General features: G+C 53.1%; 17 protein-coding genes and 1 other RNA gene. 4 read left to right on the forward strand and 14 right to left on the reverse strand.

Translation table 11 applies throughout. The annotated features are described in order from the left end of the window. Nucleotides 1–128: 128 nt before the first annotated feature. From miaB to I2G61_RS02075, 11 genes are all read right to left on the reverse strand, one after another. Entirely contained in the window at nt 129–1,583 is a 1,455-nt protein-coding gene (miaB, locus tag I2G61_RS02025; protein ID WP_072683549.1) for a tRNA (N6-isopentenyl adenosine(37)-C2)-methylthiotransferase MiaB, read from the reverse strand. 97 nt (nt 1,584–1,680) lie between these two features. After that, nucleotides 1,681–1,854 carry a 4Fe-4S binding protein gene (locus I2G61_RS02030; RefSeq protein WP_006060856.1) on the reverse strand — a complete coding sequence of 58 codons (174 nt, stop codon included), beginning with the start codon at nt 1,852–1,854 and terminating at the stop codon, nt 1,681–1,683. Between the two features lie 31 nt (nt 1,855–1,885). After that, entirely contained in the window at nt 1,886–2,152 is a 267-nt protein-coding gene (locus I2G61_RS02035) for a stage V sporulation protein S (protein WP_072683550.1), read from the reverse strand. Nucleotides 2,153–2,201: 49 nt separating this feature from the next. After that, nucleotides 2,202–2,972: a TIGR00282 family metallophosphoesterase gene (locus I2G61_RS02040; RefSeq protein WP_072683551.1), complete on the reverse strand. Its 771-nt coding sequence runs from the start codon at nt 2,970–2,972 to the stop codon at nt 2,202–2,204. Continuing rightward, a complete protein-coding gene (gene rny, locus I2G61_RS02045) occupies nt 2,972–4,528 on the reverse strand; it encodes a ribonuclease Y (protein WP_072683552.1) in 1,557 nt (518 codons plus the stop codon). Before rny ends, I2G61_RS02040 begins: the two co-directional genes overlap by 1 nt. A 236-nt stretch (nt 4,529–4,764) precedes the next feature. Next, on the reverse strand, nt 4,765–5,796 hold the full coding sequence (gene recA, locus I2G61_RS02050; protein WP_072683554.1) for a recombinase RecA: 1,032 nt from the start codon (nt 5,794–5,796) through the stop codon (nt 4,765–4,767). A gap of 55 nt (nt 5,797–5,851) precedes the next feature. After that, complete coding sequence (locus I2G61_RS02055; RefSeq protein ID WP_139248554.1) at nt 5,852–6,331, reverse strand: CinA family protein; 480 nt, start codon at nt 6,329–6,331, stop codon at nt 5,852–5,854. After that, nucleotides 6,318–6,911, reverse strand: coding sequence for a CDP-diacylglycerol--glycerol-3-phosphate 3-phosphatidyltransferase (pgsA, locus tag I2G61_RS02060; protein WP_072683556.1), 594 nt, complete (start codon nt 6,909–6,911; stop codon nt 6,318–6,320). The genes I2G61_RS02055 and pgsA overlap by 14 nt, the downstream gene beginning before the upstream one ends. A 3-nt stretch (nt 6,912–6,914) precedes the next feature. Beyond that, on the reverse strand, nt 6,915–7,796 hold the full coding sequence (locus tag I2G61_RS02065; RefSeq protein ID WP_072683557.1) for a RodZ family helix-turn-helix domain-containing protein: 882 nt from the start codon (nt 7,794–7,796) through the stop codon (nt 6,915–6,917). A gap of 359 nt (nt 7,797–8,155) precedes the next feature. Beyond that, nucleotides 8,156–8,514, reverse strand: an RNA gene (rnpB, locus tag I2G61_RS02070) — RNase P RNA component class B. A gap of 4 nt (nt 8,515–8,518) precedes the next feature. Then, nucleotides 8,519–8,848, reverse strand: coding sequence for a DivIVA domain-containing protein (locus tag I2G61_RS02075; protein ID WP_072683558.1), 330 nt, complete (start codon nt 8,846–8,848; stop codon nt 8,519–8,521). Between the two features lie 172 nt (nt 8,849–9,020). Here I2G61_RS02075 and recU point away from each other — a divergent pair, with 172 nt between their 5' ends. From recU to I2G61_RS02090, 3 genes are all read left to right on the forward strand, one after another. Continuing rightward, the gene (gene recU, locus I2G61_RS02080; RefSeq protein WP_072683559.1) at nt 9,021–9,608 is read left to right on the forward strand and encodes a Holliday junction resolvase RecU; all 588 of its coding nucleotides are present in this window, start codon (nt 9,021–9,023) and stop codon (nt 9,606–9,608) included. A 3-nt stretch (nt 9,609–9,611) separates the two neighbouring features. After that, on the forward strand, nt 9,612–12,602 hold the full coding sequence (locus I2G61_RS02085; protein WP_072683560.1) for a transglycosylase domain-containing protein: 2,991 nt from the start codon (nt 9,612–9,614) through the stop codon (nt 12,600–12,602). A 98-nt stretch (nt 12,603–12,700) separates the two neighbouring features. After that, a complete protein-coding gene (locus tag I2G61_RS02090; protein WP_072683561.1) occupies nt 12,701–15,418 on the forward strand; it encodes a tetratricopeptide repeat protein in 2,718 nt (905 codons plus the stop codon). Nucleotides 15,419–15,577: 159 nt separating this feature from the next. Here I2G61_RS02090 and nth read toward each other — a convergent pair whose 3' ends face one another. The 3 genes from nth to I2G61_RS02105 are packed head-to-tail and all read right to left on the reverse strand — an operon-like array spanning nt 15,578 to nt 17,270. Beyond that, on the reverse strand, nt 15,578–16,258 hold the full coding sequence (gene nth, locus I2G61_RS02095; protein WP_072683562.1) for an endonuclease III: 681 nt from the start codon (nt 16,256–16,258) through the stop codon (nt 15,578–15,580). Then, complete coding sequence (locus tag I2G61_RS02100) at nt 16,245–16,796, reverse strand: DnaD domain protein (RefSeq protein ID WP_072683563.1); 552 nt, start codon at nt 16,794–16,796, stop codon at nt 16,245–16,247. The genes nth and I2G61_RS02100 overlap by 14 nt, the downstream gene beginning before the upstream one ends. 3 nt (nt 16,797–16,799) lie before the next feature. Then, nucleotides 16,800–17,270 (reverse strand): hypothetical protein, encoded by a 471-nt coding sequence (locus I2G61_RS02105; RefSeq protein WP_072683564.1) that lies wholly within the window; start codon nt 17,268–17,270, stop codon nt 16,800–16,802. Nucleotides 17,271–17,441: 171 nt separating this feature from the next. Between I2G61_RS02105 and I2G61_RS02110 the strand changes: the two genes are divergently transcribed. After that, nucleotides 17,442–18,020 carry a hypothetical protein gene (locus I2G61_RS02110; protein WP_072683565.1) on the forward strand — a complete coding sequence of 193 codons (579 nt, stop codon included), beginning with the start codon at nt 17,442–17,444 and terminating at the stop codon, nt 18,018–18,020. The last annotated feature ends 5 nt before the right edge of the window (nt 18,021–18,025 follow it).

Below are 18,025 nucleotides of genomic sequence, written 5' to 3' on the forward strand. Positions count from 1 at the left end.
TCTTTTTAACAGAATCGCCTTCCAGCCTGGAGAAGGCGTTCACTAAAAAAAGACCGCGGTCTGATAAAAAGCAAACAAAAACCGCCGGTCTCATTCAGCGAAATTCCGACGGCAGTTGTCTTTGGGGCTCAGGCAGCCTGCGGCTGCGGTTGTTCGATTTTTTCACCGTTCAGCGACCACGAATGGATCTCGGTGATCCGCACCTGAACCAGATCGCCCGGTTCGGCATGATCGGCGGTGAAGTTGACCAGCTTGTTGGTCTCGCTGTAGCCGCTGTAAACCTGTTCGTTTTTCTTGGATGGTCCGTCGACCAGCACGGTCACGATCCGGCCCAGATACGGCTCGTTATTGCGATGGGCATAAAACGCGATCTTTTCATTGAGCTGCTGCAGGCGGCGGCTTTTGACCTCAGCCGGCACATTGTCCTGCATCCGTGCGGCCGGCGTGCCCTCGCGGGGAGAATAGATGAACGTAAACGCGCCGTCGTACTGACATTCGTCGACCAGGCTCAGCGTCATCTCAAATTGTTCCTCGGTTTCATTGGGGAAGCCGACGATGATATCGGTCGTGAACGAACAGCCCGGAATCCGGTCTTTAATCTTATGGAACAGCGTTAAATACTCCTCGCGGGTATAACGCCGGCCCATGATCTTGAGCATTTCGCTGCTGCCGGACTGCACCGGCAGATGAATCGCGGGCATGATGTTGTCATAGCTGGCGATCACCTCGATCATCTCATCCGTAAAATCCCATGGGTGACTGGTTGTAAAGCGCACCCGTTCAACACCGATTTCCGCGGTATCGCGAAGCAGCTGGGCAAAACCGTAGCCGCTGGCGCGGTCTTTGCCATAGGCGTTGACGTTCTGGCCCAGCAGCGTGATCTCCTTATAGCCCTGTGCCTTGAGTTCGCGCACCTCTGCCAGCACGTCTTCGGGATCGCGCGAACGTTCCTTGCCGCGGGTATACGGCACGATGCAGTACGTACAGAACTTGTCGCAGCCGTACATGATATTGACCCACGCCTTATGCTTGCCAAAGCGGCGCACCGGCAGGTTTTCAATGACCTCGCCTTCCTTGGAGAAGATCTCCACCGTCCGCTCATGGCTCAGCATGGCCTGCGTCAACAGCTGCGGCAGTCGATGCAGATTGTGCGTGCCGAAGATCAGATCGACCTGATGATATTTCTTCAGAATCAGATCGACGATGTCTTCCTCCTGCGCCATGCAGCCGCACACCGCGAAAATCAGATCGGGATTTTCCCGCTTCATCCGCTTCAGCGCGCCCAGCTGGCCGATGACCTTGTCCTCGGCATTTTTGCGCACCGCGCACGTGTTCAGAATGATCAAATCCGCGTCGGCTTCGTTGGCAGCGCTCAAAAAACCCATCGTTTCAAGGATTCCGGCGATGGTTTCCGAATCGCGCTCGTTCGCCTGACAACCATAGGTATGGATATAATAACGCCGGCCGACGCCCAGACTGCGCGCCTGCGGATCCAGGGCGAACAGCGAACGTTCGATCGCCGCTTCCTGCGGCGTCCGTATTTGCGCCGCCTTCAGCGACGGCAGCTTCCAGTCTTTTTTCATAGGCATCTCCTTGTCTTTTTCATAACGCGTTTCATTATATCAAAAAGAAGGCTTTTTGTCGCCTTCTTTCTGTCTCTCTGCTTATTTCAGGATGGAATTACTGCGAAATGGCAGAAACCGGGCAGGTCGAAACGCAGGCACCGCAATCGATGCATGTTCCTTCGTCAACACCCGCTTTTCCATCGTCCTGTAATGCAATGGCTCCTACCGGGCAAACTCCTGCGCATGCGCCGCAGCCGATGCATGTATCTTTATCTACTTTTGCTGGCATTGTTTCATCCTCCTTTATGCTCCCTATTATATCATGGTTGCTTTTTTTCAACAATAAGTTTTATCGCCGTTCTTTGCTGACCGTCGATCACGATATCCATAAACGCCGGCACGCAGAACAGCTCCAGACCGATCGGCGCCACAAACCCGCGCGCGATCGCAACCGCCTTGATCGCCTGGTTAATCGCGCCGGCGCCGATCGTATCGACTTCGACCCGATCGTTCTCTTTTAATAAGTTGGCTAACGCGCCCGCGACCGAATTCGGATTGGATTTCGTTGATACTTTTAATATTTCCATAAAATACCCCTTTCTTCTAACAGGATATGTGAGAAAAAAGGGGTTTATGTTATGGTCTGATCTGAATCCGCTCAACGTGGGAAGCCCGGCCTGTCGTTTCGTCGATTTCCGCCCACACCCCGCATAGCATTGCCGGTCCTTCCGCGACGGTATACCGGGTTTTGATTCCATGTAGCGTGCGGTCGATAACCTCCTGCTTATCGCGGCCGAGAATGCTGTCAAACGCGCCGCACATGCCGACGTCGCTGATGTACGCGCAGCCCCGCATCAGCTGCTCATCGGCGGTCTGAACGTGGGTGTGCGTGCCGACGATCATGACGCACCGATCGGCGAACACCTGCGCGAACGTTTCCTTCTCGCCGGTCGTTTCGCCATGGAAATCCACGAACCACAGATCGGCGGATATCCGGTTCAGAATTTCGCTCATGCACGCAAACGGACTGCGCACGACGTTATCCATGAACACCTCGCCGCACAGATTGACCATGCCGATCCACTTCCCGTTAACCCTCGCAATCCGCACGCCCTCGCCCAGCTCGACCGGAGCCAGGTTGACCGGCCGGATCAGACGGTCGGCTTCCTGAATGAACATTTTCAATTCGCTTTTGGAAAACGTATGGTTGCCCATCGTGATGTAGTCCGCCCCGCAGCCTAACAGCTGGTGATAAATCTTTTTGGTGATGCCTTTGCCATGAGCGGCGTTTTCGCCGTTGACGATCGTCAGGTTCGGACAGATCTTTTCTTTTAAAGCAGGCAGGTGCTGCTGGAGCATCTGCCTGCCTGGGGAACCGACGATATCGCCGATAAATAAAATTCGCATTATTTCGCTAATTCGCTGGCGCGGGTTTCTCGAATGACGGTGACCTTGATCTGTCCAGGATAGGTCAGCTCGGCTTCGATCTTATCTTTAATATCGCGCGCTACGCGATGGCATGCCACGTCGTCGATCTTATCCGGAATAACCATGACGCGGATTTCGCGTCCGGCCTGAATCGCATACGTCTTATCGACGCCTTCAAAGCCGTTGGCGATCGCTTCCAGCTGTTCAAGCCGGTTGATATAGTTTTCAAAGCTCTCAAACCGGGCCCCCGGACGGGCTGCGCTTAACGCGTCCGCCGCTGCGACAAGGTTGGAGATCAGCGTCGTCGGTTCGACTTCGCCATGATGCGAATGAATCGCGTTGATGACGACAGCGTTTTCGCCGTGCTTCTTCGCAACCTTCACACCCAGCTCGACATGGCTGCCGTCCATTTCGAAGTCCAGCGCTTTGCCGATATCGTGCAGTAAGCCCGCGCGCTTGGCCAGCGTCTGGTTCAAGCCCAGCTCGGCGGCCATCATGCCGGACAAATAAGCGACTTCCATGCTGTGCTGCAATACGTTCTGACCATAGCTGTAACGGAACCGCAGACGGCCCAGCAGTCTGACCAGCTCTTTGTCGATCCGGCCGATCTGCAGCTTGAACACCGCATCCTCGCCGGTTTTCATAATCGTGTCGTTGAGTTCATTGGTCACCTTGCGGACTACGTCCTCGATCCGGCCCGGCTGAATGCGGCCGTCGCGGATCAGTGTTTCCAACGCCTGCCGCGCGATTTCGCGGCGGATCGGGTCGAAGCAGGAAACCGTGATCGTTTCCGGCGTGTCGTCGATGATCAGATCGACGCCGGTCGCCTGTTCGATCGCCTTGATGTTGCGGCCCTCGCGGCCGATGATCCGGCCCTTCATTTCCTCGGAAGGCAGACCGACGACGGAAACCGTCCGTTCGATCGTTTCTTCCTGAGCATAACGCTGAATCGCCAGCGCGATGATATTGCGGGCGGAATCGGCGGCTTTGGAACGTGCCTCGTCTTCCCGTTCGCGGATATAAACGCTGACCTCTTTATCCATTTTCTTTTCGACGGCGTCCATCAATTCCTTTTTGGCGTCATCGGCGCTCATTGACGCGATGCGTTCCAATTCGACAATCTGATTGTCGATCTTGGCCTGCAGCTGAGTTTCCATCTTCTCCAGTACATTCAGTTTATCCGTGATCTGGCTGTTTTTGTTTTCAATCTGCTTTTCTTTCGCCGTTAAGGTTTCATCACGAAAATTCAGGTTATCTTCCCGACGCGTCAGTTTATTTTCTTTATCCTGAAGCTCTTGCTTTCTTTCCTTAACTTCTTTTTCAGCGGCCAGCTTCAGCTCGTACGCCTGCGTACGGCCGTCCAGCACAGCCTGTCGGACTAAGTTCTCAGATTTAATTTGTGCCTCTTCTAACAGCAATTTTGCCTTTTGCTGATCACGATTTAAGCCCAGCCGGGATGTGATCATCATGATGACGACACCGACAGCTAAACCCCCAATACCAGATAAAATGGACAAAACAAGTGAATTCATCATACCTTATTTCCTCCATTATCAGTTGTGTAGAGTTGTGACTCCTTTATAATAATACCTAATTTTAACCGTTTTCACAATAACAAAGCATGGTTTTTCCAGAAATTCTTTCTTTTTCACCGGCTTTTTCATCCCATTTCCCATTGTTTTATTCTTTAAAAAGGAAGCCCTTTCACCCAAAGTCTTCCTCTGACGCCCGCCGTTAAGCGCTTTTTCACATCTTGAAAAAAAGAACAAGCTTAAGCTTGTTCTTCGGCTGGCGCTTCTTCCTCGTCGCCATGAAAAAGTTTATGTTTGATTTTCGCGGTGATTTCCTCATCCAGCTGCGGATTGGCTTTTAAGAATGCCCGCACCGCCTCGCGGCCCTGCCCGATCTTCTCTCCGTTATAGGAGAACCAGGCGCCGCTCTTGTTGATGATTTCAAACGATTCGCCCAGGCTGACGACTTCGCCGATATGCGAAATTCCCTCGCCGTACATGATTTCGATCGCCGCGACCTTAAACGGCGGCGCGACCTTGTTTTTTACGACCTTGACGTTAACCTTGTTGCCGACGATTTCCGAACCATTCTTAATTGCTTCACTGCGGCGCACGTCCAGGCGCACAGAAGAATAGAACTTCAGCGCCCGGCCGCCCGGGGTCGTTTCCGGATTGCCGAACATGATGCCGACCTTTTCCCGCAGCTGGTTGATAAAGATCGCCGTGCACTGGCTGCGGTTCATGACGCCGGCCAGCTTCCGCATGGCCTTCGACATCAAACGGGCCTGCAGACCGACCTGGGAATCGCCCATTTCGCCATCCAGTTCGGCCTGCGGAACTAAAGCTGCAACTGAGTCGATGACGATCAGGTCGATCGCTCCGCTCTTGATCAGCATCTCGGTGATTTCCAGCGCCTGTTCCCCGCTGTCCGGCTGGGATAAGATCAAATCGTCGATCTTGACGCCCAGATTCTTCGCGTACATCGGGTCGATCGCGTTTTCTGCGTCGATAAACGCCGCCCGTCCGCCGGCTTTCTGGCACTCGGCGATCGCGTGCAGCGCCAGCGTCGTTTTACCGGAGGATTCCGGTCCGTAGATCTCGATGATCCGGCCTTTCGGATAGCCGCCGATGCCCAGCGCGTAGTCGATCGCGATCGAACCGCTGCTGATGGCGTCGATGTCGACGTTGGCCCGGTCGCCCAGTTTCATAATGGACCCCTTGCCGTATTGCTTCTCGATCTGTTTGAGTGTGTCCTGGAGTAGTGCGTCTTTATTCTTCTCTTTTTCTGCCATAGCTGTCCCTCCGCTACTCTTTATATACGCAAATTTTTTAAAATTCCTTTTTATTTTACCGAATCTGTCTTAAAATTGACGAACTTCGCTCCGCAACCCGCTGAACGATCTGTTCGCGGACTTCCTGACGCGTCCCGGTTAACAGGTCGGTCGCGGTCCAGGTTTGACCGGGAACATGAATTGCCGTGCAGATCATCCCCGCCGGTTTGTCCTCCATGACGTCCGGTCCGGCGTTGCCGGTAAAGGCCACCGCCATGTCGCAGTTCATTAACAGCGCGCACTGCTCGGCCATCGCTTTCGCAGTTTGTTCGCTGATCACACCATACTGATCAAGTATCGCCGGATTGACATGCACGACGTCGATCTTCATCGCCGTCCAATAGGTCACGACGGCGCCCTTAAAGAAGGCGGACACCCCCGGCACTTCGGTCAGCCGGCTGGCAAACAACCCACCCGTACAGCTCTCGCAGCTGCACAGCGTCCAGCCTTTCTGACGAACCAGCGCCGCCAGTTCCGCCATGCTACTTGCTTTCAAAAATGTACTCCTTCATCTGATTAAAATAGGAAATTCCGCTGGCCAGCGACGTGAATGCCGCAAACCACAATAAGAAATCCGAGACCGGCAGACGGTACAGCTCAAACGGCAGATTGTTCAGCAGAATCGTTATGATCGAAAGCATCTGCACCACCGTTTTCAGCTTGCCCAGATAGCCCGCCGCCATCACGACGCCGTTGCTTGAGGCGATCATGCGGATGCCGTCGACAATCGTATCGCGGGCAACCATGATCAGCACCGGCACGACGGGAATCGTGCCCTGCGCCGCGAATAAAATATACATCGTCGTGACTAACAGCTTATCGGCGATCGGATCGGCAAATTTACCGAAGGTTGTGACCAGATTGTTCTTCCGGGCCAGATAGCCGTCCAGAAAGTCCGTGAAGCTGGCGACGCAGAACAGCACAAGCATCACGATATTGACCGCCGAAAGCGTCACAAACCCAAACTGCAGCAGAGGAATCTCAATTCCGAATTGCGAATAAGGGAAGATCGCGATCAAAATGATGACCGGAATCATGATGATCCGCATCACGGTTAAACGATTAGGTAAATTCATAGCTTATTCCCCTTTCAGAATGAAGTTGATTTTCTGACCGCTGGTTTTCGCCGCGATCCCGGCGTCCAGCGTCACCGCCTCGCCGTTAATTGTGATCGTGTTGTTTTTGACGATGCCGAAATGGATCGTGATCTTTAAATCCTGAGAAGCGGTGCGGGTGATCTCCATCACGTCGTTGGCATGATAGGTCGTGCTCGCCGGATTGTCGGTCGCAACGTCGTTTTCCAGCACCCGGATCCATGTGTCCTGCGCAAAGGTAACGGCGATCGTAAAGCTTTCCTGCGCCTTCCAGCCGCGCACCTCGTAGGTTGACGGATCGTTGGCCGCCATCGTCACCGTCAGTGCAGAGGGCTGACCGATCACATCCGGCGTCTCACTTGGCGTCAGCGATGGCGTCGGCGTGACGTCGGCCGTTGGGAAACTGTCTTTTTTCGGTTCAGATTTAAACCAGTTCGGCGCCGTCTTAAACAACACGACGCTTAAGCAGACCAGCATCACCGCAATGACCGCCAGCAGCGACACCAGCGAATAGTCGATCTTTTTCTTTTCTTTTTTCAACGTGCCCGAAGCCCTGCTGATCTTCTTTTCAATATTCGACTGCATTTCTTCCCGGTCATGAATCGCCTTTAAGCTCATCGTTTCGGTAAACTGATCCAGATCCTGACTCAGCTGATCCCGCAGCGGGTCGAAATCCAGATACAATGCCTGACAATAGAACCGGACAAAATACCGGACATAGGAAAGGTCATCCTTAAAGAACTCCAGATCTCCATCCTCCAGCGCTTTGAGCTGAGCGACGGAAATCCGCGTTTTATTGCTCATTTCCTCAAGAGTGTAGCCGAGTTCTTCCCGGCGTTTTTTCAATGTAGCACCAATTTCTTTCATTCTGCTGCACCTCTTTTTTCATATCAGAACAATTATATCAAGTGTTGTTCTAATTGTAAAACAAGAACTCGCTGAAAGTGGTCGACAAAGCGTAATGTTTGTCAAACCAGGGTGAACGGAATCCTCTTATGTCGGACAAGCTCACTATAACACAGAGATGAATTATTTTCAAGTTAAACTCTTTATCGTCCTCTTTATCCCGACGCCGCTTCCGCAGCACTCCCAACAGTCTGCCCTGATCCCCCACGCTGTCCTTTTCTTTACCGGGCTTTTTTAAGCGGAATTCGCAGTTTATTGATTTCCTTTTCACGCTGAAAATTAAAGAAAAAGGAGCTGATCGCTCAGCTCCCGGCCTTCTATCGTGTAAGCCATGTTCTGTTCCCGATCCCTGCGGACCGGGCGGCAACCATTTATCTCCGTCCTTGCGGACGGCTTCCGCGCCCTTCATTTCAGGTCTGGAAGTTCCCCTACCAAATTTGGGTTTCTCGCTTGCGGGGTTTATCGCGTTCCACTTTCCGGGTTTCCCCGGAAACTCCGTCACTGTGACACTGTTACAGACGTCCGCCATAGTTCAAACGAACCTTAGGGTTTCGTCAGCCGTCAGCCTTGCGGCTGCCCGGTCTTATTGATTGGGCCGGCGCAAACACTACAATCATCGCAGATTGTGCGAGCATGGACTTTCCTCTAGCTTTGGTCAAGCCAGCGATTGCCCGGATAGAAGACTAATCCATCTGTTTGTTTTTATAGACTTCCTGTTCCAGACGCGACAGCCGCTTCAGAATGTCAACCTGATTAAACGAGTTCTGGCCCGCTTCTTCCATGACCTTCTGCCGACTTTCCAGCTCGATGATCCGGGCTTTCAGCGAAGCGTTGGCCCGTTCCTGAGCCATCAGCTTTTCACCCAGTTCGCCGATCTTGCGTTCATAGATCTGATAATCCTGAATGACCGAATCCAGAAATTCGTCCACCTCTGCCGGGGAATACCCTTTGAAGTCAACGTGAAATTCTTTGTCCAGAATTGTCTGGGGATCTAAGTTCAGCTTGTTTTCCATCGTGTCACAACCTTCCGTCTGCTTTTATTTTCGCAGATTGAGGGTTAAAAAGCAAGTCATATCCCAAAACGTTTTTTGACAAAGACCGGTCAGACTTTACGATTTTGTTACGAATCCCGGGTATTCCTAGAAAAACGACGCAATGTTGTATATAATAATGGAAGGTGATGATATGATCGGTTATCCGAATGGAAAGACTTCCGCGCGCTCAGTCAACGCTCAGCCACTGAAACAGTCGGCCGGCGGCCGCGGGATGTCTTTGGAAAATGATCTGAATAAGACCAATGAATACTACCTGCAGCTGGACAAAGCGGTGATCCACAAGAAACCCACGCCGATCCAGATCGTGCAGGTCGATTATCCCAAGCGCAGCGCCGCCAAGATCACGGAAGCGTACTTCAAGGTTCCTTCCACAACCGATTACAACGGTGTCTACCGCGGCAAAGCGATTGACTTTGAGGCGAAGGAAACACGCTCGAAAACTTCCTTTCCCTTCTCCCACATCCATCTGCATCAGATCGAGCATCTGGAGCGGGTGCTGCGGCAGGGAGCGATCGCCTTCGTCATCGTCCGGTTTATCGCCTACGATGAAACCTACTATGTCGACGCCGCGAAAATGATCCGGCAGTATCGTCTGGCCGAACGGAAATCCCTGCCTTATTCGTGGTTTGTGCAGGAAGGGATTCTGATTCCATATTCGCTGACCCCGCCGGTACATTATCTGCGGGTGATCGACGAACTATATTTTAAGGAGAAGTGAGCTATGAATACGACGCAGAAACAGCCGCCGAGGAAAAAACCGGCGGCCAAAAAGAAAACGGTCAAAAGAAGAAAAATCAACGCCAAGAACATGGCGACGATCATCGTTTCGGTGATCGTGATCCTGGGGCTGATCGGCGGCAGCGTCGGGATGGTGATGATCGGCAGCATGATCAACGATGCGCCGAAGATCGACATCAACAACTTTGAAAGCAAGGAATCGACGCAGATCCTCGACAAGGACGGCAATCTGATCCAGGACATCGGTCAGCAGATCCGCACCAACGTTTCCTACCAGGATATGCCGACGTCCTTAGTCGACGCGTTTGTGGCGGTTGAAGACAGCCGTTACTTTGAACATAACGGCTTTGACCTGCCGCGTTTTGCCAAAGCATTTCTGACCAACCTGAAAACGCTGAGCTTTTCGCAGGGCGGCTCAACCTTTACGATGCAGTTAGTGAAAAACACTTACTTTACCAACGATGAAACCGGCGAGATGGCGGCCCGCAGCAAGCTGGCCGGCGTCAAGCGCAAGGTTCAGGAAATCTTCCTGGCGATGCAGTTGGAGAAACAGACAAACAAAAAGCGGATTTTCGAGCTGTATTTAAACAAGCTGAATTTCGGCGGCTCGGGCAACATCCGCGGTGTTCAGAAGGCCGCCGAGTATTACTTCGGCAAAGACGTCAGCGAGCTGAACCTCAGCGAAAGCGCGCTGCTGGCCGGGATCATCAACCGGCCGAACGCCTACAACCCGTTTAAAAATCTCGATTACGCGACCGACCGCCGCAACACGGTGCTCAACCTGATGCAGCGGCACGGCTACATCACAAAACAGGAAGCCGAGCTGGCCAAGTCGATCAAAATTGAAGATCAGCTGGTCGACAGCTCCGTCAATAAGGGCAGCACCGACGGCGGTACGCCATACCAGAGCTATGTCGACGCGGTCATCGCCGAGGCAAAAGAGCTGACTGGAATGGATCCGACCGTCGTGCCGATGAAAATCTACACGTCGATGGATCCTGAAGTCCAGACGCAGATCGACGACATTCAGGCTGGCAAAACCAACGTGGAATTCCCGGACGACCTGATGGAGATCGCGATCGTCTCGATGAACAACCAGACCGGCGAGATCGTCGGCATCGGCGGCGGACGCAATTACGCCGGCGGTGGCAGTCTGCTGCTCAACCATGCGACCGATCAGTACAAGCAGCCGGGTTCCGCGGTCAAACCGTTCTTATCCTATGCGCTGGCCTTTGAAAACCTCGGCTGGGCAACGTCCCACACAGTCACCGACGCCCCGTTTAATTACGCCGGGACGACGAAGGTCGTCAAGAACTTCAACGGCCGCTACTATGGCGATATTCCGCTGGAATACGCCGTCGGCAACTCGCTGAATACCCCGGCGTTAAAGACGCTGCAGGAAGTCATTGACGCGATCGGAAGCAAGAAGGTCGTGCAGTATCTGCAAAACCTCGGCTTCAGCCGCGTCACCCAGGATGAATTCAACGTCGGCTATGCGATCGGCGGCTCCACCTACGAAGCCAGTACGGTTGAAATGGCCGGTGCGCATGCCACGATGATCAACGGCGGCAGCTACATCAAGCCCCACACGATTACCAAGATTGAATTCAAAGACGGCACCTCGCCGGTCGTTCCGGATTATTCCGGAACCCAGGTCATCAGCGCCGAATCCGCTTATCTGGCTTCGCATCTGATGTACCAGGCGGTTTATGGCCCGTATTCCAACTACATGCAGATCTTAAAGCGCGGTTATCCGATTTATGGCAAGACCGGCACGACCGACTGGGGCAGCGACGGCCTGAAATTCGGCATTCCGCAGGGCGCGGCCAAGGATAAGTGGATGATCGCGTCCAGCTCGAAATACACCAACGCGGTCTGGGTTGGTTATGAAAAAGGGATTAAAGATAAAGACACTTATTTCGATTCCAAGAAAAGCAAACTGAACATCCCGGGCAATATCTCCAAGCTGATGCTCGACGTCCTGCATAAAGACGAGGAGAATCCGCCGGCGATCACCCAGCCTGACGGCGTGACCTCGATTACCCATATCAAGGGCCTGTATCCGTACACTGCGGTGCTGGAAGGCATGGACGGCAGCTTTGTGACCACCGGCATGATCAAGAAGGAATTCAACAAGCTGGCCGATCCGCTGCAGGCTTCGGTTCAGGATATCGGAGCCTTCGACGCCAGCCTGAGCACCGACGGCAATCTGCATCTGACCTGGGGCGATTACCCGGACGCAAGCAAGCTCACCGTCGCGCCGAACACCAAAAATCTCGGCATTGAGGTCGGCGGCAAGTGGTACGATGCGCCGGACTGTGCGGTCGCGTTCGACTGGACATGGGTCTACGGTCCAATCCGCTATAAAGCGCAGGTTTCCATTCAGGACTTCTCGTTCGACGTGACCAGCGAACAATCCAGCTTCGATCAGCACATCGACGTCAAGCCGGGCGACAAGGTCAACGTCTGCGGTTACTACGCGTATGAAAATATGAATTACCGAAGCAATGAGATCTGCAAGGAAATCCAGGTTGAAGATAAGGAGATCCAGCTGACGATCCCATCCGACAAAGCGACCAAGGCGGAAATTGAAAGCTGGGCCAGCGCCAACGGCGTCACCGTCAGCTTTACAGAAGTCGCCGACGAAGCGAAGAAAGGCACTAACGAAATTATTTCCAACGGCGTCAAGGTCAACGGGACGACGATGACGTTCATGCAGTCGACAATCGGGCAGGCCCGCTTCGCTGTCACACTGTACGTCGGTCTTGCCTGCGGCGACAACGCGTCCGTCGTCAACGGCGCCTGCGCCTGCAATCAGGGCTATGAGGGCGATCCGATCAAGGGCTGTACGGCAAAGCCGGCGCCAACGCCGGATCCGACCCCGTCTACTGATCCAAGTCCGGACACCTCGCCTTCTCCGGATCCAACGCCAAGCGAGGATACCCAGGATCAAAACGATGAGAACAAGGATTAATTCGGTATTCTTACAAAAGTCTTAATTTCAATCCCGGCAGAGGAATTTCAATTCGCTCTGCCTTTTTTATGTTAAAATGAGACCAAGGAGCTGATAACTTGAAAATCGAAGAAGAAATTCAGAAATTAGTCGATGAAGATCAGATACAGGAAGCCCTGCTGACGCTCGACGCCAACGAAGCCAAGGTTCATGATAAAGCCTGGTATTACAGCGAACGCGGTTGGATTCTGGGCATGCTCGAACGCTATCAGGAAGCGTTCTGGAGTTTAAACAAAGCGCTGAGCTTAGGTCAGGACGACGCCGGCATTCTCTCCCAGCTGGGCTGGGTGCTCAACAAAATGGAAATGCACGAATCCGCGCTGGACTACCTGAATCAGGCGGAAAAGAAAGGCCGCGACGACGCCTGGCTGTACCGTGAAAAAGGCTGGACCCTGACGCAGCTTGACAAATTCGAGGAAGCCGTCGGCTACTTTGAGGAAGCGTTGTATTTCGATCAGACCGACGGCTGGTGCCACGCTCAGATCGGCTTTTGTTACAACCGGATGGAACAGCCGGATCAGGCGCTGAGCGAATTAAAAAAAGCGCTGACGATGAATTACCGCGATCTGTGGGTGATGAAGGAATATGCCTGGAGCTGCTCGCGCGTCAATCAGCTGGAAGACGAATTGGAAATCCTGCAGGAGCTGATCAAGGACAATCCGGACGATTTGTGGCTGCTCAACGAACTGGGCTTCTGCTGCAACACGCTCGATCATCCCCAACAAGCGCTGCCTTACCTTGAAAAGTCCGTGGCGATCAACGATCAGGATATCTGGAGTCAATGCGAGCTGGCCCGCTGCTACGCAATGCAGGGCAAGCCTGAAGAAGCCCTGCCGCACTTTCTTAAAGCCAGGGAATTAGGCCGCGACGACGCCTGGATCGAGGTTCAGATCGGCTATGTCAACGAAGACATGAACAAGCCGGAGGACGCGATCCCGCAGTTTGAGCTGGCGCTGCAAAAAGATCCGGACAACATCTCCGCCCTGTCGCATTTAGCCTATCAGCTCTCTCAGAAAGGCGATTCCAGACAAGCCCTGCCGCTGCTGGAAAAAGCCCTGAGCTTAGGCCGCGACGACGCCTGGCTGTATGCTCAGCTGGGTTACGACTATTCAGAGGTCAACGAATATGACAAAGCCGCCGAATATTATGAAAAAGCGGTTGCATCCCACAACGATCCGTTCTGGGTTAAAACCCAGTTAGGCTGGAATCTCGCGGCCGGCGGGCATAAGGAAGAAGCGCTGGACGTGTATTTCAAGCTGCTGGAAGAACAGCCGGAAAACGGCTGGGTACTGGCCCAGATTGCCTGGAATCAGGTACGTCTGGACCAGCTGGACGCCGCGCGGGAAAACTATGAAAAAGCACTGGCGACCGGCATTAACGAAATCTGGATCTGGAGCGACTGCGCCTGGCTGTATCATCGGATCGGGGCTTATGACAAGGAATTGGAATACTTGCAGAAAGCGATGGAGATGGGGCGCGACGACGACTGGCTGCATTACCGCAAGGCCGACGCCTTCAGTCAGCTGGACCGCTACGATCAGGCGCTGGCCGAGCTGGCCGTCGCCGAAAAGAAAGGCAAACAGGACATTGAGCTGTACTCGTTAAGAGCCTGGAACTTCGGCCGGCTGCGGCGCAACGAAGATGCGATGGAACAACTGAAAAAAGCTCAGGAGCTGGGCCGCGACGATCTGTGGATCGTCAATGAAATCGGTTGGAATGAAATTCAGCTGGATCACTATGAAGAAGGCCGCAAGCTTTTCGAACGGTCAATCGAAATGGATCCGGAAGACGGCTGGGCACACGCCCAATTAGGTTACGCCCTGAGCCGCTTAAAGCAGTTCGACGAGGCGCTGACCGAGATGGAAAAAGCCAAACAGCTGGATTTTGAAGAACCGTGGAATTTGCGTGAAAAAGCCTGGATTCTCTCGCAATTAAGCCGCTATGAGGATGAACTGGCCGTATTGGAGAAACTGAATCTTTCGGAAACCGACGACCGCTGGGTCTTGGGCGAAGCGGGCTACTGCCTGAATCAGCTTGACCGCAGCGAGGAAGCGATCGGTTATTTGAAGCGGTCGATCGAACTCAAGCCGGATCACGCCTGGACGTATTGTCAGCTGGGGATTTCCTATAAAAATACGAACCAGCTGGAAGCGGCGGAGGCCAGTCTGAAAAAAGGTCTGGAAATGGGCTACGCGGACAGCTGGCCGCACTATCAGCTGGCCATCGTCTACAACCGCATGGAAAAATACGAGGACGCATTAAAGGAAGTCCCGCTGGGCTTTGATGAAGATGAAAAAGACTGCAGCGATTACCACTGGATGATGGCGCGCAATCTGGGACCGCTGGGCGAACATCGTGAAGCAATCGCGCATCTGCGCAAGGCGAACGACCATGATGAAGCCTCCTTGTACGAGGAATTCGGCTGGAATTACAGCGAAATGGAACTGTATGACAAGGCGCTGGATTATTATCAGCGGGCCGCGCATCTGCGTGAGGAAAAAAGCGGCTGGCTGCTGGCGCAGTTAGGCTGCACCGAAGACCGGTTAGGCCACTACCTAAAAGCAGATGCCTTTTTAAAGGAAGCACTGGAAAAAGGCTACGACACGCCGTGGTTCCACACGGTTCTGGCCTACCATTACTGGAAAACCAGCAAGCGCGAGGAAGCGCTGAAATGGCTGAACAAAGCGAAAGATGAAGGCCGCCATCCGGATTGGATGGATCAGGCGTTCAAAGAACTGGAAAAGCCGAAAGGCTTCAAGCTGTTCAAGGGCAAATAAGAGTTTCCGACGATCCTTCTGGTCAATTTCCGAGAGGATGACTTTCTGTCGGAAGCTCATTGGTTTATCCTATTGGATTTCACTGAATTCAATCGAAAAGAAAGGCGCGGGTTTTCATCACCTGCGCCTTTGACTTGTTTTTTCATTTTAACACTTAATTTAAGCTTTGGCTTTGATCGGGGCCGCTTTCTTGGCAACCAGTTTTTCAGCCTGTTTCTGCTGAGCTTTATACTCGCGGCAGAAAGAAGTAAACGGACAATCTTGGCACTGCGGGTTTTTGGCCTTGCAGAAATAGCGGCCGAAGAAAATAAACAGATGGTGCGCGTGCGACCATTCCGCTTTTGGCAGCTTGCGCATCAGTTTCTTTTCCACCTCCAGCACGGTATCCTTCGGTGCGGCCAGCCCCAGCCGCTTGGAAACGCGTTCCACATGCGTATCGACCGCGATCGCTGGCATTCCGAAGCACACCGACATAATGACGTTGGCGCTCTTGCGGCCAACTCCCGGCAGACTTGTCAGTTCCTCCATCGTCTGCGGCATCACTCCGCCGAACTGCTCGACGACGCCGCGCGCCAGTCCCTGAATGCTTTTTGCTTTATTATGATATAAACCGATCCGGCGGATACAATCTTCAATGTCTTCCAGCGGCGCTTCCGCCAGCGCCTGGGGCGTCGGATATTTTTCAAACAGCCGCGGCGTGACCTTATTGACAGACACGTCGGTTGTCTGCGCGGACAGCACGACGGCAACCGCCAGTTCAAACGGGTTGCGGTGATTCAGCTCGCAATGCGCATCGGGAAACATCGCCGTCAGCGCCGCTAAAATTTCATCCACTTTCATGATTTCTTACCTCCCGGCCATCCGGCCCGATCCAGCCTTTGCGCTGCCATTCTGATAAAATCCGCTGCATATACGCGAAATTCAGCTTCTGATACATACTCGCTTCTTTCAGCACTTTAACCAGGACTGACGAGTCATACCGGCTGACCCAATCCTGCAGCGTCATCAGCTCGTTGGAATTCAGCGGCCGCCCGAATTCGCCTTCAAACAAATCGAACACCGGCTGTTCCATCGCCTTCTGTGATTTCGCCGTGTCCGCGCTGTAAAGTCCGTCCAGACTGAAGCTGACGGAGGAACGGCCCGCTTTCAGTTCCAGATATTTCTTCGCGCACAACACGCTTAACGCCTGGTCCAGCGCTTCCTTGGTCAATCCCGTCTTTTTTTCAAGCAGCGCCGGCGTGATCGCGATCTGACATGTATTCAGATATTCGATCATCAGCACGACCAATCCTTCCTTCTCGGAAAACCCAAACCATTCGTAATGTTCCAGGATCCATTGCAGCCGATTGATATACGGCTGTTTCCACCATGCCTTCATCCTTTACCTCTTTTCATACAACATTAATTTTTCCAGCGTTGCAGCGTCAAGCGCCAGCTCACGGTTTTGGTCCTCAACAATGATCGCCGGACGGTCCTTGACCCAGCCGAATTGAATTGCCGAAGCCGCGATCCCGTTTTGTTCTCCGATCGCTAAAGCCTGCGCTGCGTCGATCTGCGCTTCTTCCATCTGCGCCTTGATGTTCAGCTGATCGTCGTACCACACGATCCATTGCTTCGACAGCGAGGTGACGCGCGATATATACGTTACCTCATTCAGCGCGTAGCGGTTGACCAGCTCGCCCTCAGGCGCACGCATCGCTTCCATTAACTGCCGATGCAGCCGCAGATCTGCGCTGCGCTCCTTGATGTACGGCCCCTGAACAAATATCGACCGGCTGATAAACCAGCTAAAAAATAAAACGAAAAGCAGCGCCGCTGACAGTAGCAGCGACCGGATCCGCTTAGAATTCATGGTCTTCACCTCTGTGGTCCTTATTATACCAAATTCAGCCGGCTGAAACAATGAACCTGACCCCTCTTTGCCGTAAAGGCAAAGATTCACAGTGCTTGTTTCAGCGGGGCTGAATTTGCAAAACCAGATGAAACATGATATGATGATTGGGCATTTGAGGAGCGTGATGATGTGTTAAAGAAACTGATGATCGGATCCATGGGATTCCTTTTTCTCAGCAGCGCTACGTTGTTTTCTTATCGGGCGCTGGAACCGAAAGCCGCCACGGGCATTGAGGAAAGCTATTTAAGCGCTGCCCAGTCGACGGATAATCTTCGCTCCGTGGAACCCGCTGACAACGCAGCGCCCGCAGCGGCTTCTGCCCAACCGGCATTGGAACCCGGACTGCATCATATCTATTTCTGCCGTCCGGACAACGACGATTGCGCTTATATCAACGAATATGTCTTCAAGCCGTTGGCGCAGGAGCTGAAAACAACCGCGCTGGACGCATTTGAATTTTATGATCTGACCAGCCTGGGTGAAAATTACCCAGCCGCCAAGCTGAAGAGCCAGTGGGGCTTTGAAAGCTATCCGGCGTTTGTTTCTCTGAGTGTCGCCGACGATGGCGTACAGACGGTTAACAGCGTTCTCAGCTGGAACAAGGAAGATCCGATCGACGCCCAGAGCTTGAAGCTGTGGATGATCGACAACGGCATCTGGACCGGCGAAATTGAAGATCAGGGAGAATTGATCGAACAACCGGAATAAGTCCT

The organism is Holdemania sp. 1001095H_141210_F2 (genome assembly GCF_015558105.1).
GTDB lineage: Bacteria > Bacillota_I > Bacilli_A > Erysipelotrichales > Erysipelotrichaceae > Holdemania.